The sequence below is a fragment of the Curvibacter sp. GW821-FHT01G03 genome (assembly GCF_059422285.1).
Genome location: NZ_JBWKWP010000001.1, coordinates 1 through 18097, shown reverse-complemented (window position 1 = coordinate 18097; position 18097 = coordinate 1). Strand labels below are relative to the sequence as shown.

Sequence of the window (18097 nt, the reverse complement as noted above, 5' to 3'; positions counted from 1 at the left end):
CCCAACGTCACCGTGGCCGGATTTGCACCGGCCGTGGCACACCACGGCTGGCGGGTGCCGCTACGCTGTGGGCAGCGAACGCATCACCCCAGGAGACACACCCCCATGATCACGCTGCATCACTGCGTCAGTGCCCGTTCATTCCGCCCCCTGTGGATGCTGGAGGAACTGGCCCTGCCCTACCGTTTGCGCATGCTGCCCTTTCCACCCCGGGTGTGGCAGCGCGAGTTCCTGGCGGACAACCCGCTGGGCACCGTGCCCTTGCTGGAGGACGGCGCCGTGCGCATGACCGAGTCGGCAGCCATCTGCCAGTACCTGACCAGCCGTGTGCCGGGCACCCCACTGGCGGTGACGCCCGACGAGCCTGACTACGCCCCTTGGCTGAACTGGTTGCACCAAGGCGAGGCCACCCTGACCTTTCCGCAGACCCTGGTCCTGCGCTATGGCCGATTCGAGCCGCCCGAGCGGCGCCAGCCCCAGGTCGTGGAGGATTACAGCCGCTGGTTTCTGGCCCGGCTCAAGGCGGTGGACGCGGCGCTGGCCACGGGTGCCCCCTGGCTGTGTGGGGGCCGATTCACGGCCGCCGATGTATCGGTGGGTTACGCCTTGATGGTGGCCAGCCACCTGGGCCTGTTGGAACGCATGAGCCCGGCCATCCAGGCCTACTGGCAGCGCCTGCAGGATCGGCCGGCCTTCGTCCGCGCCCTGGCGGCGCAACACCAGGCCGCCCTGGATCAGGGCGTGCCAACCACCCCGGCCCCTGAGACGGGGCCACCTGTCTGAAGCTAGGGCCTGTTAACACTGATTTCGCCGGATGCGTTGGAGATCCAAAAGGCCTAGCGCCAGGCGCCAACCGCCGCTGGGTCGGTGACCCAGCGAGGATTGGCAACGCCGCGATCGGCCTTTTGGGCTCCAACCCGAAGGGAAGCCGGCTGGCCAAGCGCCACTCGGCGTTGCGTGTCTTGCCCAGACGCCCGGTCTGGGCGGCGACACGCGCCTTGATTGGCGCTTGGCCAGCAGGCTTCGCACCGGCGAAATCAGTGTTAACAGGCCCCAGGCCGGCTCAGCAGCCCAACAAAGCTGGCAGCTCGGCCATGCTGCGGAACACCTGCACCGCCCCCGCGGCCAACAAGGCGTCGCGGCTGTCGTGCAGGGTCTGGGCGGGCAGGTAGGCGAACACGGTGGCCCCGGCGGCCACGCCTGCCGTGACCCCGGTGACCGTGTCCTCAACCACGGCGCAACGGCGCGGGTCGGCCTGCAGATGGTCAGCCGCGGCCAGGTAGACATCCGGGGCGGGCTTGCTGCGCGGCATTTCGTGGCCGCTGAAAATGCGGCCCTCGAAATAAGGGCTCAGGCCCACCTTGTCGAGTTGCAGATTGACCTTGAACCGGTCTGCCCCCGAGGCGCAGGCGATGCGCCCCTGATGGTGGGCATGCACCCGCTCGACCGCACCATGCACATGCTCGACGGCGGTGAGCCGCTCGTTCAGGGCCGCATTGCGCCGGGCATAGAACTCGGCCATCCAGGCGTCGGTCAGGGGTTTTCCGGTGCGGGCCTCGATGTTGGCCCGCTCGTCACGCACGGCCTTGCCCACAAAGACACGGAAGCACTCTTCGGCACTCATCACCCAGCCCGACTCTTCGAGCATGTCGCGCAGCAGGCCATTGGTGATGGGCTCGCTGTCCACCAGCACACCATCGCAGTCGAACAACACCGCATCAAATCGCATCATGGTTGAACTCCAAAATTCAAGACTGGCTTCAAGAGGGGCGGTCGGCTGGGAACTCGCCATCCACGTAATACCAGCGGGGCAAGCCCGGGCCATCGGCCACAGGCCGGGTTTCGCGCACAAAGCGACTGCGTTCATGCAGGCGCACCGCCCGGCCCTGCTCACGGTAGCGGGCCACGAACTCGACCTGGGCCCGATCGCCATCGGGCCAATGGCCGCGCAGCGCCAGGCCCAGCCAGCGCGGCGCGGGTTCGAAGTCCAACTCGGTGGGCCGGGTGTCAGGGTGCCAGGTGGCCAGCAGGTACTCGCGCCGCTGCAGCACAAAGGCGCTGTAGCGTGAGCGCATCAGGCTTTCGGCATCGGGCGCGGGTGCGTGATCAAAGTGGTCGACATAGCGGCCACAGCAATCCGCCCAGGCCAGAGGGCGGCTGCGAGGGTCCAGGCGACCGCAGGGGCAGGGATCAGAGGGGGCCATCACATTGACAGGCCGTTGCCGGCCAGGGCAAAGGCCCGGATTCTACGAGACGGCGGCCGGGGCGGCCGCCCCAGGGGTATCAGGCCAGGGCGCGCTGGATGATGATCTTCTGCACGTCGCTGGTGCCTTCGTAGATCTGGCACACGCGCACGTCGCGGTAAATGCGTTCCAGTGGAAAGTCTTTCACGTAGCCGTAGCCCCCCAGGGTCTGGATGGCCGCGCTGCAGACCTTCTCCGCCATTTCGCTGGCAAACAGCTTGGCCATGGCGGCCTCCTTGAGACAGGGGCGGCCGGCGTCGCGCAAGGCGGCGGCGTGCCAAATCAGCTGCCGGGCCGCCTCCAGTTGGGTGGCGCAGTCGGCCAGGCGAAAGCCCACCGCCTGGTGGTTGAAGATGGCCGTGCCAAAGCTCTCGCGCTGCTTGGCGTAGTCCACCGCCACTTCGAAGGCGCTTCGCGCCATGCCCAGGCTTTGCGCCGCAATGCCGATGCGCCCGCCTTCCAGGGCCGACAGGGCGATCTTGTAGCCCTCGCCTTCGGCCCCGATCAGGTTCTCGGCCGGGATGCGGCAGTGGTCGAAATTGATCTGGGCCGTGTCGCTGCTGTGCTGGCCCAGCTTGTCCTCCAGCCGAGCCACGACGTAGCCTGGGTTGTCGGTGGGCACCAGAAAAGCGCTCATGCCACGCTTGCCGGCCCCTTTGTCCGTGACCGCGATCACGATGGCCACATGGCCGTTCTGACCACTGGTGATGAACTGCTTGACGCCATGGATGACGTAGTCGTCGCCTTGCTTGACCGCGGTGGTGCGCAGGGCCGAGGCATCGCTGCCCACATGGGGTTCGGTCAGGCAGAAAGCGCCCAGCATGTGCCCCTGGGCCAGGGGCACCAGCCACTGCTGCTTCTGGGCCTCGTTGCCATAGCGCATCAGGATGGCGTTGACCGGGCAATTGGTAACGCTGATGGCGGTGCTGGTGCCGCCGTCGCCCGCGGCCACCTCTTCAAGCACCAGGGCCAGGCTCACATAGTCGAGCTCGGCGCCGCCATAGGCCTCAGGCACGCAGATGCCATAGGCCCCCAGCGCGGCCAGGCCCTGATGGGCCTCTTTGGGAAAGTGGTGCTCGCGGTCCCAGCGGGCGGCATGGGGCCAGAGTTGCTCGCGGGCGAAGTCGCGCACGGCGTCGCGGATCATTTCCTGGTCTTGGGTCAACAGCATTCTTGTCTCCTGGATCGTTGTTCTGGGGTGCTCCGGCTGGCGGAGGGTTTACCAATGGCTGGCGCGGCGGCCGTCGTGGTGCAGCAGGCGCCCCCGGTCGGCCTGGGTGAGGCCGGCCAGGGTGCGGCGCAGGCCCTGCACGCTTTGCTCAACCGTCAGCGGAGCGGACTCGCCGCCCATGTCGGTGCGCACCCAGCCCGGGTCGATGGTGACCAGGGTGGCGCGCGGGTAATCGTGCTGGGCCGCGGCCACCGCCATGTTGAGTGCGGCCTTGCTGACGCGGTACAGCCAGGCACTGCTGTTGGGCACGCTGCCGATCTGGCTCATGGCGCTGGAGATGGCGGCAAACACACCGCCCGCCTCTTCGACCATGGGCATGACCTGGGGCAGCACCTGCATGGCGCCCAGCACATTGGGATGCATGACGGCATCGAAGTGCTCACGCGTGGGCGGTGAGAGCGCATTGCCGCGATCCATGACACCGGCCACATACAGGGCCAGGTCGATCTTTTCACCATCCAGCTGCCACGACAGGCCACTGACGCTGGCCGGATCGGCCACGTCCAGCTTGAGCACCTGGGCGCCCAGCGTTTGCAGTTGGCTGCGCGCGGCCTCGCTGCGCACGGTGGCAATGACGCGCTCGCCGGCCGCCAGCGCCTGGCGGGCCAGTTCCAGGCCCAGGCCGCGGGAAGCGCCGATGATCAAGGTGGTGCTCATGGGAATGCTCCGTGAAACACGGCCTCGGGCTTCAACCCAGGCCTTCCTGTTGCAATTGGGCCTGGTAGCGGGCCACCATCTCGGCCTGTGATTCGGGCGCGGTGGCCAGACCGATCTGGTCATGCAGCATCTCGCCCAGGGTGGGCAGCACGCTGCGCGGCTGCTGCGCCTCGGGCCGCCACAGGCGCGAACGCATGAGCGCTTTGGCGCAATGAAGGTAGGCCTCTTGCACCTGCACCTCGATGACCAGCCTGGGCGGCTGACGCCCTTCGGAAAAGCGTTGGGTGAACTCGGCCTCGTCGCGCAGGCGGGCCTGCCCATTGATGCGCAGGGTTTCGTCCACCCCCGGGATCATGAACAGCAGGCCGATGCGTGGGTCATGCACCAGGTTCTGCAAGGTATCGAGGCGGTTGTTGCCTGAGGAATCCGGCAACAGCAGGGTGTGCTCATCCAGCGTGTGCACAAAGCCGGGGGCGCCGCCACGCGGCGAGGCGTCCATCCACTGCCCCGGGGCGCCTGCGGAGGCCAGCACGCAAAAAGGCGACAGGCTGATGAAGCGCCGCGCGTGCCGGTCGAGTTGCGCCATCTGCTTGAGGCGCGGGCGCTCGGCCGGCGCTGGGTACAGCGCACGCAGTTGCTCCAGGGTACGGATCATGGAACGCCTCAGACGCGGGTCAGAGCAGTTCGACCGCCATGGCCGTGGCCTCGCCACCACCGATGCACAGGGTGGCCAGGCCGCGCTTCTTGCCGCGGGCCTTCAAGGCATGCAGCAGCGTGACGATGATGCGGGCACCGCTGGCCCCGATGGGGTGGCCCAGGGCGCAGGCCCCACCATGGACGTTGACGATGTCGTGCGGCAGTTTCAACTCAGTCATCAGTGCCATGGGCACCACGGCAAAAGCCTCGTTGATTTCCCAGAGGTCCACCTGGTCGGCCGACCAGCCGGCCTTGGCCAGGGCCTTTTGAGTGGCTCCCAGCGGAGCGGTGGCAAACCATTCGGGCTCCTGGGCGTGGGTGGCATGGCTGACGATGCGGGCCAGGGGTTGGCAGCCCAGCTTCTGAGCGGTGGACGCGCGCATCATCACCAGGGCGGCGGCACCATCGTTGATCGACGAGCTGGAGGCGGCGGTGATGGTGCCGTCCTTCTTGAACGCGGGCTTCAGGCCGGGGATCTTGTCGAGCTTGACCTTGCCCGGGCCCTCATCCACCGAGATCACGGTCTCGCCGGCCCGCGACTTGACCGTGACGGGGGCGATTTCGGCCGCAAAGGCGCCGGATTCGGTGGCGGCCTTGGCGCGCTGCACGCTGGTGACGGCGAAGTGGTCCTGCTGTTCACGTGTGAAGCTGTATTTGGCGGCACAGTCTTCGCCGAAAGTGCCCATGGAGCGGCCGGGTTCGTAGGCGTCTTCCAGGCCGTCGAGCATCATGTGGTCAAAGATACGGTCGTGGCCCATGCGGTAGCCGCCCCGGCCCTTTTGCAGCAGGTAGGGGGCGTTGGTCATGCTTTCCATGCCGCCGGCCACCATCACGTCATGGGTGCCGGCCAGCAGCATGTCATGCGCGAACATGGCGGCCTTCATGCCCGAACCGCACATCTTGGACAGGGTGACGGCCCCGGCCCCCTTGGGCAGACCGCCCTTGAACGCGGCCTGGCGGGCCGGGGCCTGGCCCTGGCCTGCCATCAGGCAGTTGCCGAACAGCACCTCACCCACCGCATCGGGGGAGACGCCCGCGCGCTCGATGGCCGCACGGATGGCGACGCCGCCCAGATCGTGGGCCGCGAGGCTGCTGAAGTCGCCCTGGAAGCTGCCCATGGGGGTACGGGCGGCGCCGACGATGACGATGGATTCGGACATGTTGATCTCCTGATGTTGGATGGGCTTGCTCGGATGAAAAGACGCCCTCATGAAGCCAGGCTGGCCTGCGAGGGTGAAAAGCGCCTGCTGCGCTCGTAGGGGAAGATGTCGTGCACGTGGCCGGCCTGGATGCGCTCTTTGTGCTGTTGCCAGAAGCTGACGTCAAGCAAGTCGGCGTGGTGCTGCATGAAGACTTCGCGCACCGCGGGATGGCCCAGCAGAAAGGGGGCGAAGGTCTCGGGAAACACGTCGCGCGGGCCCACGCTGTACCAGATCTCGCCCGAGAGTTCGTCTTCCTCATGGCGGGGCTCAGGCACGCGGCGAAAGTTGCAGTCGGTGATGTACTCAATTTCGTCGTAGTCGTAGAAGACCACCTTGCCGTTGCGCGTGATGCCGAAGTTCTTCCACAGCATGTCGCCCGGGAAGATGTTGGCCGCCACCAGGTCCTTGATGGCCTTGCCGTATTCGATGACGCTGCGCTCGATCTGGGCCCGCGCGGCCGGATGCTCCAGCCCCTGGTCGAAGGCTTCTTGCAGGTACAGGTTGAGTGGAATCATGCGGCGCTCGATGTAGAGGTGCTTGATGATGACCTCGGTGCGACCATCGCCGTCGCGGTCGCTGATTTCGAGCTGGCTGGGAGCGAACTTCTGGATTTCGGCGATCAACTCGTCACTGAAGCGCTCGCGTGGAAAGGCTACCTCGCTGTACTCCAGCGTGTCGGCCATGCGCCCCACCCGGTCGTGTTGCTTGACCAGCAGGTACTTGCCCTTGATCTGCTCGCGGGTGGTGTCTTTGGGGGGCGGGAAGTAGTCTTTGATGAGCTTGAAGACGAAGGGAAACGAGGGCAGATCGAACACCAGCATGACCATGCCCTTGATGCCGGGTGCGATGCGGAAGCGGTCGGTGGAATGACGCAGATGGGCCAGGAAATCGCGGTAGAACAGCGTCTTGCCCTGCTTGGCAAGCCCCAGCGCGTTGTAGATCTCGGCCCGGGGCTTGCGCGGCATCAGGGAGCGCAGAAACTGCACGTAGGCCGAAGGGATCTCCATGTCGACCATGAAATAGGCACGAGCAAAGCTGAACAGCATCTGCAAGTCGTCCTCGCCGAACAGGGCCGCATCGATGCGCAACTGGCCGCGGCTGTTGTGCAGGATGGGCAGGGCGAAGGGCAGCTCATTGAATCCGTTGATGAGTTTGCCCACGACATAGGCGCCCTTGTTGCGAAAAAACAGACTCGACAGGACCTGGATCTGGAAGTTGGCGCGCAGTTTGACCTCGCCCAGGCGCAGGTGCAGGGCCTGCAGCACACTGGCCACATCGCGGGGCAGGTCTTCGAACTCGCGCTGCAGCCGGAAATGCTCGATGAGCTGGGTCAGCACCTCGGGCAGGGTGGCGCGCGAGGGGTAGTAGGCCCGAAAGCTGGGCTGGGCGCCGGGTTCGTCGTTTTCGATGTACTCGGTGCTGACCGCGGGGCGCACAAAGATGAAGTCGTTGTGGAAATGGGTGCGGTGCAGGATCTTGGTGGTGACCGAGTTGAAGAAGGTCTCGGCGAGTTCAGGCTGGTGGTGGTCCACCAGCAGCCCGATGTAATGCAGCTTGACCTGTTGCCACACATCCATGGGCTGCGCGCCGGCCTTGAACTCTTTCTCAAGCCGCATCACGCATTCCTTGACGCGCAGGCCATAGAACTCGATGCGTTCGCGCTGGGCACGTTGTTGCCCGTGCCAGTCGCAGGTCTCGAAGCGGTGCTTGGCGCGGGCCGATTCGGTGCGGAACAGGCGGTAATGGCGGTTGAAGCCGTCCATCATGGCCTTTGCGATGCCATGGGCCTGGGGGGCGTCAAGCCGGGATGGGAACATGGCTCTCGCCCCGCCGCTCAGAAACTCAGACGCCGACGCCGCGCGGATAGCGCTTGAGCCCGTTGCGGAACATGGGCATCACATCGTCGGGGCCTTGCATGCTGACGTGCAGGTCATTGACCAGGCCATCCTTGAGGCCATAGCACCAGCCGTGCAAGGCCAGCTTCTGGCCCCGGTGCCAGGCGTCTTGCACGACATTGGTCAGGGCCACGTTGCCGACCTGCTCGATGACGTTCATCTCGCACAGGACATCCTCTTGCTCGGCCAGGCTCAGGTGATCCAGGCGGCGACGATGACGCACCTTGACGTCATGCACATGACGCAGCCAGTTGTCCGCCAGACCAACACGCATGCCGCGCAAGGTAGCCAGCACGCCACCACAGCCATAGTGCCCGACCACCATGATGTGCTCGACCTTGAGGTAGTCGACCGCGAACTGAATCACCGACAAGGCGTTCAGATCGGAATGCACCACCACGTTCGCCACATTGCGATGCACGAACACTTCGCCCGGATCCAGCCCCGTGATCTCATTGGCAGGCACTCGGCTGTCGGAGCAGCCGATCCACAGGTACTTGGGGTTTTGCTGCTGGGCCAGTTGGCTGAAAAAACCAGGGCGGGCCTGCTCCATTCGGGCCGCCCAAACGCGGTTGTTGTCGATCAGATGCTGAAGGCTGGAGGAAGAAGTCATGCGGCGATGTTAGCGGCTGTGCATGTCAGGTGCTTGAGGCTCAGCAAGTCTCCGCAAAGAGCTCGCGGCCAATCAGCATGCGGCGGATCTCGCTGGTGCCGGCGCCGATCTCGTAGAGTTTGGCGTCGCGCCACAGGCGGCCCAGAGGGTATTCATTGATGTAGCCATTGCCACCGAAGATCTGCACGCCCTCACCCGCCATCCAGGTGGCCTTTTCGGCGCACCACAGGATGACGCTGGCGCAGTCTTTGCGCACCTGGCGAACGTGCTCGGTGCCCAGCAGATCGAGGTTCTTGGCCACGGTGTAGGCAAACGAACGGCCGGCCTGCAGCACGGTGTACATGTCGGCCACCTTGCCCTGGATGAGCTGGAACTCACCAATGCTCTGGCCGAACTGCTTGCGGTCATGGATGTAGGGGATGACGTTGTCCATCACCGACTGCATGATGCCCAACGGGCCACCGGTGAGCACGGCACGCTCGTAGTCAAGGCCGCTCATGAGCACCTTGGCGCCCATGTTGAGGCCGCCCAGGATGTTCTCGGCCGGCACTTCGACGTTATTGAACACCAGCTCGCCCGTGTGGCTGCCGCGCATGCCGAGCTTGTCGAGCTTTTGCGCGATGCTGAAGCCCTTCATGCCCTTCTCGATCAGGAACGCGGTGACGCCACGGGCGCCCAGCTCGGGTTCGCTCTTGGCGTAGACCACCAGGGTGTCGGCGTCGGGGCCGTTGGTGATCCACATCTTGTTGCCATTGAGCAGGTAGTAGCCGCCCTTGTCTTCAGCCTTGAGTTTCATGCTGATGACGTCGGAGCCAGCGCCGGGCTCGCTCATGGCCAGAGCGCCCACGTGCTCGCCGGAGATCAGCTTGGGCAGGTACTTGGCTTTCTGGGCTTCGGTGCCATTGCGGTTGATCTGATTCACGCAGAGGTTGCTGTGCGCACCATACGACAAGCCGACCGAGGCGCTGGCACGGGAGATCTCTTCCATGGCCACCATGTGAGCCAGGTAGCCCATGTTGGCACCGCCATAGCTTTCAGGCACGGTGATGCCCAAGACACCCAGATCACCCATCTTGCGCCACAGGTCCATGGGGAACTGGTCGTTGCGGTCGATTTCGGCCGCGCGCGGGGCGATCTCGGCCTGGGCAAAGTCGCGCACCGCGTCGCGCAGGGCATCGATGTCGTCGCCAAGTTGGAAGTTGAGGCCGGGCAGGTTCATGGAAGTCTCCTTGGAATTCAGTATTTTTGAGGGACCGGTGCCAGCGTCTGCTGCATCACCGCACAGGATTGACGGCGCCCATCGGGCGCCACGTGAAAGAGTTCGGCCGTGGTCACGATGACCCGCTTGCCTGGACGCACCACGCGGCCCAACGCGTGAAGTTCGCCACCGTTGAAGCTGGCCAGAAAGTTGATCTTGTACTCGACCGTGACCACCTCCAGCCCCTCATCAAGCACCGACAGGCCCGCGTAGCCGCCGGCGATGTCCGCCAGGGCGCCCATGGCCCCACCATGGAAGCCCCCTTGCTGCTGGGTGACCCGATCGGAATAGGGCAAGGCGATCTCGCACAAGCCGGGCTCGACCCGCAGCAGGCGCGCCCCCAGGTGCTGCATCAGCCCCTGACGGGCCAGACTGGCTTCGATGCGGGCATGCAGGGCGTTGGGGACTGCAGCCTCGTCGGAAGTGGATCGGTTCATGGGCCGGCAGCTTAATTGACGTTTACGTAAACGTCAATCAGTGAAAGACTGCGAAAGGTCTCAGCGGATCAGGCGGCGCGACGCTTGCGAGTGGAGGACACGCCGATCGGGGCTTGAGGCGACGCCGCCGGCCCCGTGTCCCCCTCGGCCCCCTGCCCTTTGCTGGCTTTGGCAAGCAGGGCCCGGGCCTCCTTCTCGTGCACCTTGACCTCTTCAAGGTTGGCCTGCAGATCGGCCATCTGCTCTTCGAGTTGACGGCGGTGCCCGGCCAGCACATCGAGAAATTTACGCAACTGCGGTCCGGTGTCACGCGGGCTGTCATACATGTCGATGATTTCACGCGCCTCCGACAGGGACAAGCCCAGGCGCTTGGCCCGCAACGTGAGCTTCAGGCGGGTGCGGTCGCGGGCGGTGTAGATGCGGGTGCGACCGCCAGGCCCCTCACGCAGCGGTTGCAGCAGCCCCATGTCCTCATAAAAGCGCATGGCGCGGGTGGTGAGGTCGAATTCGTGGGCGAGGTCGCTGATGGTGTAAGTGGTGGCCATGGAAAAAACAGATCGAATCGGTAGCACGGCGGTGACATCTGCCCTGTGCACGCCTGCCTAGAATGAGCCGATTACAGCTGACGCTTACGTCAACGTCAATCCTGGCGAACGCCGCGTCAAAGCCCTGACACAAGTCCAAGCGAAGGCCCCACACCATGAACTCCCTCGAACTGGAACTGGACTACCCTCTCGGCGAGACCCTGCCCGAATCCGGCCACACCCTGGAAGTGGCGCCCGGGGTGCGGTGGATTCGCATGGCACTGCCTTTTGCGCTGAATCACATCAACCTGTGGCTGCTCGCTGACGAGCTGGATGGGGTGAAAGGCTGGACGGTGGTGGACTGCTGCATTGCCAGCGACGACACCAAGGCCACCTGGGAACAGATTTTTGCCACGCAATTGCAAGGGCGCCCCATCCTGCGCGTGCTGGTGACGCACATGCACCCGGATCATGTCGGACTGGCGCATTGGCTGTGCGAACGCTGGAACGCCCCCCTTTGGATGAGCGCCACCGACTATTACGCTGCCCGCCTGGGTTCGCAGAGCACCACGGGCTTCGGCGGGCCTGATGCCGCGGGATTTTTTGCAAGCCATGGGCTGAGCGACCCCGAGGCCGTGGACAAGATACGTGGGCGCACCCGCTATTACCCCAGCATGGTGCCCGCCATGCCGAGCCGCTTTCACCGGCTCATGGACGGCGCCTCTGTGCGCATTGGCGCCCACGACTGGCAATGCATCAGCGGCTATGGCCATGCCCCGGAGCACATGGCCCTGCACTGCCCTACGCTGGGCGTTCTGCTGGGTGGGGACATGATGCTGCCGCGCATCTCGACCAATGTGAGCGTGTTCGACATCGAGCCCGAGTCGAACCCCTTGAAGCTGTTTCTGGATTCAGTGGATCGATTTGCCACGCTGCCGGCGGACACCCTGACGCTGCCATCCCACGGCAAACCCTTCCGTGGCCTGCATGCGCGCATCCGGCAGCTTCATGATCATCACCGAGACCGCTTGAGCGAGGTGCTGCAAGCCTGCCAGGAACACCCTTGCAGTGGTGCCGACATCCTGCCGGTGATGTTCAAGCGACCCCTTGATTTGCACCAGACCACGTTTGCCATGGGCGAAGCCGTGGCCCACCTGCACGCACTGTGGTTTCAGGGCCTGCTGCGGCGGGAACTGGGCGCGGACGGGATTTACCGCTTCAGCGCGGTATCAAGCTGAGGCCTTTGCGCGCACCGCGCAGGTTCAGGCAAAGACGTCGGCCTGAGCCAAAGGCACACCCTGGGCATCCTTGGCCGACAGTCGAGGCGGCTCCCCCAGATCGGGCCACTGAACCCCCAGGGTGGGGTCGTTCCAGGCAATGCAGCGCTCGTATTGCGGCGCATAGTAGTCGGTGGTCTTGTACAGAAAGTCGGCGCTTTCACTGGTCACCACAAAGCCATGGGCAAACCCGGCCGGCACCCACAATTGGCGGTGGTTGTCCTCACTCAACTCCACGCCCACCCATTGGCCGAAAGTGGGCGAGCTTTTGCGGATGTCCACCGCCACATCGAACACCGAGCCCCGCACCACACGCACCAGCTTGCCCTGGGCCTGCTGCAACTGGTAATGCAGCCCACGCAACACGCCCTGGGTCGATCGGCTGTGGTTGTCCTGCACAAATTCGACTTGCAGGCCGGTGGCCTCGTTGAAGGCCTTCTGGTTGAAGCTTTCGAAGAAGAAGCCCCGGGCATCGCCAAATACTTTGGGCTCAAGGATCAGGACTTCGGGAATGGCGGTTGGGATGACGTTCATGATGGGCTTAATCTTTGAGCAGGCGCAGCAGGTATTGGCCGTAGCCGTTTTTGGCCAAGGGTTGGGCCAGGCGCTCAAGCTGTTCACTGGTGATGAACCCGTTGCGCCAGGCAATTTCTTCTGGGCAGGCCACCTTCAGGCCTTGGCGGCGCTCCAACGTGGCGATGAACTGGCCCGCCTCCAGCAGGCTGTCGTGGGTGCCGGTGTCGAGCCAGGCGTAGCCACGCTTCATGATCTGCACGTTGAGTTGGCCACGCTGCAGGTAGGTTTCATTGACGGTGGTGATCTCCAGCTCGCCGCGGGCGCTGGGGCGGATGCTCTTGGCAATGTCCACCACCTGCTGGTCATAGAAGTACAAGCCCGTGACCGCGTAATTGCTCTTGGGGACCGGGGGCTTTTCTTCGATGCTGCTGGCCTTGCCACTCTTGTCAAAGGCCACCACGCCGTAACGTTCAGGATCGGTGACGTGGTAGGCGAACACGGTGGCACCGGCCGTCTGCGCATCGGCATTGGCCAACAGGGGGCCAAAGTCATGGCCATAGAAGATGTTGTCGCCCAGCACCAGGGCACTCGGGTGGTTGCCGACAAACTGCTCGCCGATGATGAAGGCCTGGGCCAACCCGTCGGGGCTGGGTTGAACGGCGTACTGCAGGTTCAGGCCCCATTGGCTGCCGTCGCCCAGCAGTTGCTGGAAGCGGGGGGTGTCTTGCGGGGTGCTGATGAGCAGGATGTCGCGCATGCCCGCCAGCATCAGGGTGCTGAGGGGGTAGTACACCATGGGCTTGTCGTACACCGGCAGCAGCTGCTTGCTGATGGCCAGCGTGGCCGGATGCAGTCGGGTGCCGGAGCCCCCGGCGAGGATGATGCCTTTGCGTTGCGTGGTCATGATGTGTGGTTCTCCCTGAAGTTCTTGCCGGTTCGCTCAGGCCTGGGTCGGCAGCGAGGCCGGCAGGATTTCGTCGAGCATGCGGGCCACGCCCTGCTGCCAGTCGGGCAAGGCCAGGTCAAATGCGCTTTGCAGTTTGGCCGTGCTCAGGCGCGAGTTGTTCGGGCGCCGTGCTGGCGTGGGGAAGGCACTGGTGGGCACAGGGGCGATACCGTCTTCTGGCGTCTTGAGGGCCACACCAGCACGGCGCGCATGCTCGATCACAAAGCGGGCATACCCATGCCAGCTGGTCTGACCTGCGGCCACGGCGTGGTACAGGCCTGAGAGTTCGGGGCGTACTTGCACGGCACGGATGGCGTGGGCACTGAGGTCGGCCAGCAGGTCGGCCCCGGTGGGGGCGCCGAACTGATCATCGATCACGGTCAGGCGTTCGCGCTCGGCCGCCAGGCGCAGCATGGTCTTGGCAAAGTTGCCACCGCGTGCGGCGTACACCCAACTGGTCCGAAAGATCAGATGGCGGGCACCGCTTTGCTGGATCAGTTGCTCGCCTTCGAGCTTGGTGCGGCCATAGACGCTGAGCGGGCCGGTGGCATCGCCCTCGTGCCAGGGCGCATCGCCGCTGCCGTCAAACACATAGTCGGTGCTGTAGTGGACCAGGGTGGCGCCCAGTTGGGCCGCCTCGCGGGCCAGCACGCCGGGGGCCAGGGCGTTGAGGGTTCGCGCCAGTTCGGGCTCGCTCTCAGCACGATCGACTGCGGTGTGGGCGGCGGCGTTGACGATGACGTCGGGACGCAAGGCACGCACGGTGGCAGCCAGGTCGTCCAGCCGGCTGAGGTCGCCGCAGTGTTCGGTGCTGTGGCGATCCAGTGCCGTGATCCGGCCCAGCGGGGCCAGGCTGCGCTGCAGCTCCCAGCCCAGTTGACCGTTTTTGCCCAGCAGCAGGATGTGCAGGCTCATGCGGCGCCTTCGCTGGCGTATTGTTTTTGCACCCAGTCGCGGTAGGCGCCGCTTTGCACGTGGCTCACCCAGTCCTCATGGCTGAGGTACCACTGCACGGTTTTGCGGATGCCGGACTCAAAGGTTTCTGCCGGCTTCCAGCCCAGTTCACGCTCAAGCTTGCGGGCGTCGATGGCGTAGCGGCGGTCGTGGCCGGGGCGGTCTTTGACGTAGGTGATCTGCTCGCGGTAAGGTTTGCCGTCGCTGCGGGGGCGCAGTTCATCAAGCAGCGCACACACGGTGTGCACGATGTCGAGGTTGGGCTTTTCGTTCCAACCGCCCACGTTGTAGGTCTCGCCCACGCGCCCGCCCTCGAGCACACGCCGGATCGCGCTGCAGTGGTCTTTCACATACAGCCAGTCGCGCACCTGCTGGCCATCACCATAGATGGGCAAGGGCTTGCCCGCCAGCGCGTTGACGATCATCAGCGGGATGAGCTTTTCCGGGAAATGGTAGGGGCCGTAGTTGTTGGAGCAGTTGGTGGTGAGCACCGGCAGCCCGTAGGTGTGATGCCAGGCGCGCACCAGGTGGTCACTGGCAGCCTTGCTGGCCGAGTAGGGGCTGTTGGGCTCAAAGGGGTTGTCTTCAGTGAACGCGGGGTCGGCGGGCGACAGTGACCCATAGACCTCGTCGGTCGAGACGTGCAGAAAACGGAAACTGGCTTTTTGCTCTGCAGCCAGACCATTCCAGTAGCCGCGCACCGATTCGAGCAGGCGCAAGGTGCCAACAACGTTGGTCTGGATGAAGTCTTCCGGGCCATGGATGGAGCGGTCCACGTGCGATTCGGCCGCAAAGTTGATCACGGCCCGGGGCTGATGCACCCGCAGCAGCTCGTCGACCAAGGCGCTGTCGCCGATGTCACCGTGCGCGAAGTGGTGGCGGCCATCGCCTTCGAGCGAGGCCAGGTTCTCGCGGTTGCCCGCGTAGGTCAGCTTGTCGAGGTTGACCACAGGCTCATCGCTCTGAGCCAGCCAATCGAGCACGAAATTGGCGCCAATGAAGCCTGCGCCGCCGGTTACGAGAATCATCTGTCTGCCCTGGATGGAGTCGGCTCAGCCGGAGCCAAAGTGCCGGATTATCTCATTTGACGTCCGGACTCCGACGTCCGCTTCGGGCCCGATGCCGCCAACTGGGTGCGCTCACGCCGGACCGGGGCTAGCAAGATCCCTAGTATCTGTACCTGCCTCGCTGGGCTAGAGTGAAATCAGATTTCGAAAAATACTGGGAGACGACTTCATGGTGAAAAAGGCGCCTCGCAGAACTGCCGAGCGAATCCTCGAAGTCACGCTCGATCTATTCAATCGGTTTGGTGAACCCAACGTCTCGACGACGCTGATCGCTGGTGCTCTGGGCATCAGCCCCGGAAATTTGTACTACCACTTTCCGGCAAAGGACGAACTGGTCAATGCGTTGTCCGACCGCTACGAAGCCGAGTTGCGTCCGTTGCTGCAGGATGTCTCAAGCATCAACGACCTGGAGGGGACCAAGCGCTCGCTTCATCTGCTTTTCGAATTGAACTGGTCTCATCGGTTCCTGTTTCGCGATCTCAACGATTTGCTGAGTAAGAACCGCCACTTGGAAACCCAATTGCAGAAAATTCAGATCGACTCATCCAGTGCACTGATGGGGCTGTTGCAGCGTCTCAGGGCTGGCGGAACCCTTCAAATGAATGCCGATCAAGTGGAAGTGACGACATCAAACCTGATGGTGGTGCTCAATTATTGGCTCAGCTATGAATATGTCCAGTCTCCACGTCTTGCGTCCAGCCCGGAGCAAGGAAAACTCAGCACTGCGCGTGGCGTCCTGCAAGCGCTGAGTTTGCTGATCCCCTGGCTGGGAACGGCCGAACGAGAACGCCTCCAAGAGCCTCTCATGTGCGAGCGCGGCAACACGCTTGACGTCACGACTTCCTAAGGAGACAAGCAATGGCAACCTGGTCCCCATTTCCACATCCGGGTCTGTTCAGCTTCACAGCGGATTCCGTGAAAAGATCCTGGGCAGTACTGCATGCGGGCGATTCTGAACCTCTGCCCCGTAGCCCTTTGCTGTTGCAAGCCTGGGCATACTTCCACAATGGTGATTTTTCGGCAGCCAGAACGCTGGGCCTGGAAGCGGCAGCCACGGGCGAAACAGGCGGAATGACCGTCGCCAACAAAGCCACCTGCATCTATGCCTGCTATCTCGAAAAAAGTGAGCACGCACGCCTTGATTTGTTCATGGATGTCGCTCAGCGTGCGGGTGTGCAAACGGTACATGCTCCTCAGGATCAGAATGCGTGGTTTTTGCTGGCTTACGCATTGGGGCGGTACAGCCAGGCCATCAGTGTCGCCAAAGCTTTGGCTCAAGGCTTGGGCAGCAAAGTCAAAGAGTCTCTTGAACGAACCCTGGAGCTCTGCCCCAAGCATGTTGAAGCACGCATAGCGCTGGGATCATTTCATGCCGAAGTCATCGACAAGGTAGGGGCCCTGATAGGTGGGATGACCTACGGCGCGCGCAAAGATGTCGGGCTGCAACTTTTGGCAGAGGCATTGCAACAAAATCCGGACTCGGCAGCGGGTCTGGTGGAGTATGCCGACGCACTGGTCATGTTGAATGGCGAAGCCTGTCATGACCAAGCAAACCAACTCTACGAACGTGCGGCCAGCTGTGTGCCTGTCGACGCCATGGAGGCGCTCTATTGCGAGTTGGCCAGGACCGAGTTGGCAACCCATTGAGCCATAGACCCAATGCCAATCAAGCTTGGTCAGCGCTGGAAAATCTGCGAGCCGCGATTTCCAACAAGCCGTCAAAGATGAGGTTGTCCACCAGTTCGCACTCAACCGACATGCTCGGAGCCATCTTCCATCCAGCACCGCCCGTCATCACACATTGCGGCTCCTGCCCGCAGTGCACCCTCAGGTGATCGACCATGCGTGCCACAGCCCCGGCAATCGCATAAGTTCCACCGCTGGTCAATGCATCACTGGTATTGGTTGGAAAAAGCTTGACCTCACCCGTCGGGACATGAAGACCTGCGGTACCTGATTCAAGGGCACGGAGCATGATCCCGTGACCAGGAAGAATCAGCCCCCCCAAAAACACGCCTTCTGGATCAATTGCCTCCACCGTCACGGCCGTTCCGACCATGACCACAATCAACGGCGCGCACTCTCCGCGACTCAACATGCGATGTCGGGCGCCAATCATGGCGACCCAGCGATCAGAACCCAGTCGGGTTGGATGGTCATACCCATTGTGCATCCCGGCTTCACCCTGAGTTGAGACCACCCACTTTGGCGGCACATCCCAGATCTCCATCTGCTCCTCGACCCGCCGCTTGACCGCCTCGCCCGCAACAATGCAGCCCAGCATGCGGTCGGGTGGGGTCAAAGAAGCCCACGCATGGTCGGCTAATTTGTCAACGTTCTCCAGAAACTCAGCGCCTTGCGCCAACACGGTCGCCCCTCGGTGTGGGGCTTCATACAGCGCCCACTTGAGGCGTGTGTTTCCGACATCTATAGCAAGGAAGCTCATAGAGCCAATTATGGCTACTTTCAGGAACTTACCTGTCCTGCAAATTACTTAAGGAGCACACTTGCCCCCAGCACCCAGTGAAGCACCACCGCATGATGTGAGGCCAAATTGCGCTTGCCGTCGATGCCCAGGACT

At 63.6% G+C, this 18097-nt stretch carries 19 protein-coding genes and 1 pseudogene; 4 read left to right on the top strand and 16 right to left on the bottom strand.

All coding sequences use genetic code 11. The features are described from left to right. Window positions 1-105 precede the first annotated feature (105 nt). Window positions 106-783: a glutathione S-transferase family protein gene (locus tag AC07VS_RS00100; protein ID WP_492347421.1), complete on the top strand. Its 678-nt coding sequence runs from the start codon at window positions 106-108 to the stop codon at window positions 781-783. 280 nt (window positions 784-1063) lie between these two features. On the opposite strand, the gene AC07VS_RS00095 is transcribed toward AC07VS_RS00100, so the two are convergent. From AC07VS_RS00095 to AC07VS_RS00045, 11 genes and pseudogenes are all read right to left on the bottom strand, one after another. Continuing rightward, window positions 1064-1729, bottom strand: coding sequence for an HAD family hydrolase (locus AC07VS_RS00095; protein ID WP_492347449.1), 666 nt, complete (start codon window positions 1727-1729; stop codon window positions 1064-1066). 31 nt (window positions 1730-1760) lie between these two features. Beyond that, window positions 1761-2204, bottom strand: a complete 444-nt coding sequence (locus tag AC07VS_RS00090; RefSeq protein WP_492347422.1) for a YchJ family protein — start codon at window positions 2202-2204, stop codon at window positions 1761-1763. A gap of 79 nt (window positions 2205-2283) precedes the next feature. Beyond that, the gene (locus AC07VS_RS00085; protein ID WP_492347423.1) at window positions 2284-3414 is read right to left on the bottom strand and encodes an acyl-CoA dehydrogenase family protein; all 1131 of its coding nucleotides are present in this window, start codon (window positions 3412-3414) and stop codon (window positions 2284-2286) included. Window positions 3415-3462: 48 nt separating this feature from the next. Continuing rightward, on the bottom strand, window positions 3463-4131 hold the full coding sequence (locus AC07VS_RS00080; RefSeq protein WP_492347424.1) for an SDR family oxidoreductase: 669 nt from the start codon (window positions 4129-4131) through the stop codon (window positions 3463-3465). Between the two features lie 31 nt (window positions 4132-4162). Further along, window positions 4163-4786, bottom strand: a complete 624-nt coding sequence (locus AC07VS_RS00075) for a pyridoxamine 5'-phosphate oxidase family protein (protein WP_492347425.1) — start codon at window positions 4784-4786, stop codon at window positions 4163-4165. Window positions 4787-4805: 19 nt separating this feature from the next. After that, entirely contained in the window at window positions 4806-5987 is a 1182-nt protein-coding gene (locus tag AC07VS_RS00070; RefSeq protein ID WP_492347426.1) for an acetyl-CoA C-acyltransferase, read from the bottom strand. Between the two features lie 47 nt (window positions 5988-6034). Beyond that, complete coding sequence (aceK, locus tag AC07VS_RS00065) at window positions 6035-7846, bottom strand: bifunctional isocitrate dehydrogenase kinase/phosphatase (RefSeq protein WP_492347427.1); 1812 nt, start codon at window positions 7844-7846, stop codon at window positions 6035-6037. Window positions 7847-7871: 25 nt separating this feature from the next. Continuing rightward, window positions 7872-8537 (bottom strand): carbonate dehydratase, encoded by a 666-nt coding sequence (can, locus tag AC07VS_RS00060; RefSeq protein WP_492347428.1) that lies wholly within the window; start codon window positions 8535-8537, stop codon window positions 7872-7874. Between the two features lie 40 nt (window positions 8538-8577). Further along, window positions 8578-9756 (bottom strand): isovaleryl-CoA dehydrogenase, encoded by a 1179-nt coding sequence (locus AC07VS_RS00055; RefSeq protein WP_494656534.1) that lies wholly within the window; start codon window positions 9754-9756, stop codon window positions 8578-8580. Between the two features lie 17 nt (window positions 9757-9773). Then, window positions 9774-10232 (bottom strand): PaaI family thioesterase, encoded by a 459-nt coding sequence (locus tag AC07VS_RS00050; RefSeq protein WP_492347430.1) that lies wholly within the window; start codon window positions 10230-10232, stop codon window positions 9774-9776. Window positions 10233-10381: 149 nt separating this feature from the next. Continuing rightward, window positions 10382-10777, bottom strand: a pseudogene (locus tag AC07VS_RS00045) (MerR family transcriptional regulator); the annotation flags it as partial. Between the two features lie 155 nt (window positions 10778-10932). On the opposite strand from AC07VS_RS00045, the gene AC07VS_RS00040 reads away from it, so the two are divergent. Continuing rightward, complete coding sequence (locus AC07VS_RS00040; RefSeq protein WP_494749912.1) at window positions 10933-11994, top strand: MBL fold metallo-hydrolase; 1062 nt, start codon at window positions 10933-10935, stop codon at window positions 11992-11994. Window positions 11995-12018: 24 nt separating this feature from the next. On the opposite strand, the gene rfbC is transcribed toward AC07VS_RS00040, so the two are convergent. The 4 genes from rfbC to rfbB are packed head-to-tail and all read right to left on the bottom strand — an operon-like array spanning window position 12019 to window position 15477. Further along, complete coding sequence (gene rfbC, locus AC07VS_RS00035) at window positions 12019-12567, bottom strand: dTDP-4-dehydrorhamnose 3,5-epimerase (RefSeq protein WP_492347432.1); 549 nt, start codon at window positions 12565-12567, stop codon at window positions 12019-12021. Between the two features lie 7 nt (window positions 12568-12574). Continuing rightward, a complete protein-coding gene (rfbA, locus tag AC07VS_RS00030; protein WP_492346574.1) occupies window positions 12575-13453 on the bottom strand; it encodes a glucose-1-phosphate thymidylyltransferase RfbA in 879 nt (292 codons plus the stop codon). A 36-nt stretch (window positions 13454-13489) separates the two neighbouring features. Further along, complete coding sequence (gene rfbD, locus AC07VS_RS00025; RefSeq protein WP_494750089.1) at window positions 13490-14404, bottom strand: dTDP-4-dehydrorhamnose reductase; 915 nt, start codon at window positions 14402-14404, stop codon at window positions 13490-13492. A 2-nt stretch (window positions 14405-14406) separates the two neighbouring features. Next, on the bottom strand, window positions 14407-15477 hold the full coding sequence (gene rfbB / locus AC07VS_RS00020; protein ID WP_494749911.1) for a dTDP-glucose 4,6-dehydratase: 1071 nt from the start codon (window positions 15475-15477) through the stop codon (window positions 14407-14409). A 208-nt stretch (window positions 15478-15685) separates the two neighbouring features. On the opposite strand from rfbB, the gene AC07VS_RS00015 reads away from it, so the two are divergent. Both AC07VS_RS00015 and AC07VS_RS00010 read left to right on the top strand, forming a co-directional pair. After that, entirely contained in the window at window positions 15686-16363 is a 678-nt protein-coding gene (locus AC07VS_RS00015; RefSeq protein ID WP_492347435.1) for a TetR/AcrR family transcriptional regulator, read from the top strand. Window positions 16364-16374: 11 nt separating this feature from the next. Further along, window positions 16375-17163, top strand: coding sequence for a tetratricopeptide repeat protein (locus AC07VS_RS00010; protein WP_492347436.1), 789 nt, complete (start codon window positions 16375-16377; stop codon window positions 17161-17163). A gap of 19 nt (window positions 17164-17182) precedes the next feature. On the opposite strand, the gene AC07VS_RS00005 is transcribed toward AC07VS_RS00010, so the two are convergent. Continuing rightward, entirely contained in the window at window positions 17183-17962 is a 780-nt protein-coding gene (locus AC07VS_RS00005; protein WP_492347437.1) for a type III pantothenate kinase, read from the bottom strand. Window positions 17963-18097: the final 135 nt, after the last annotated feature.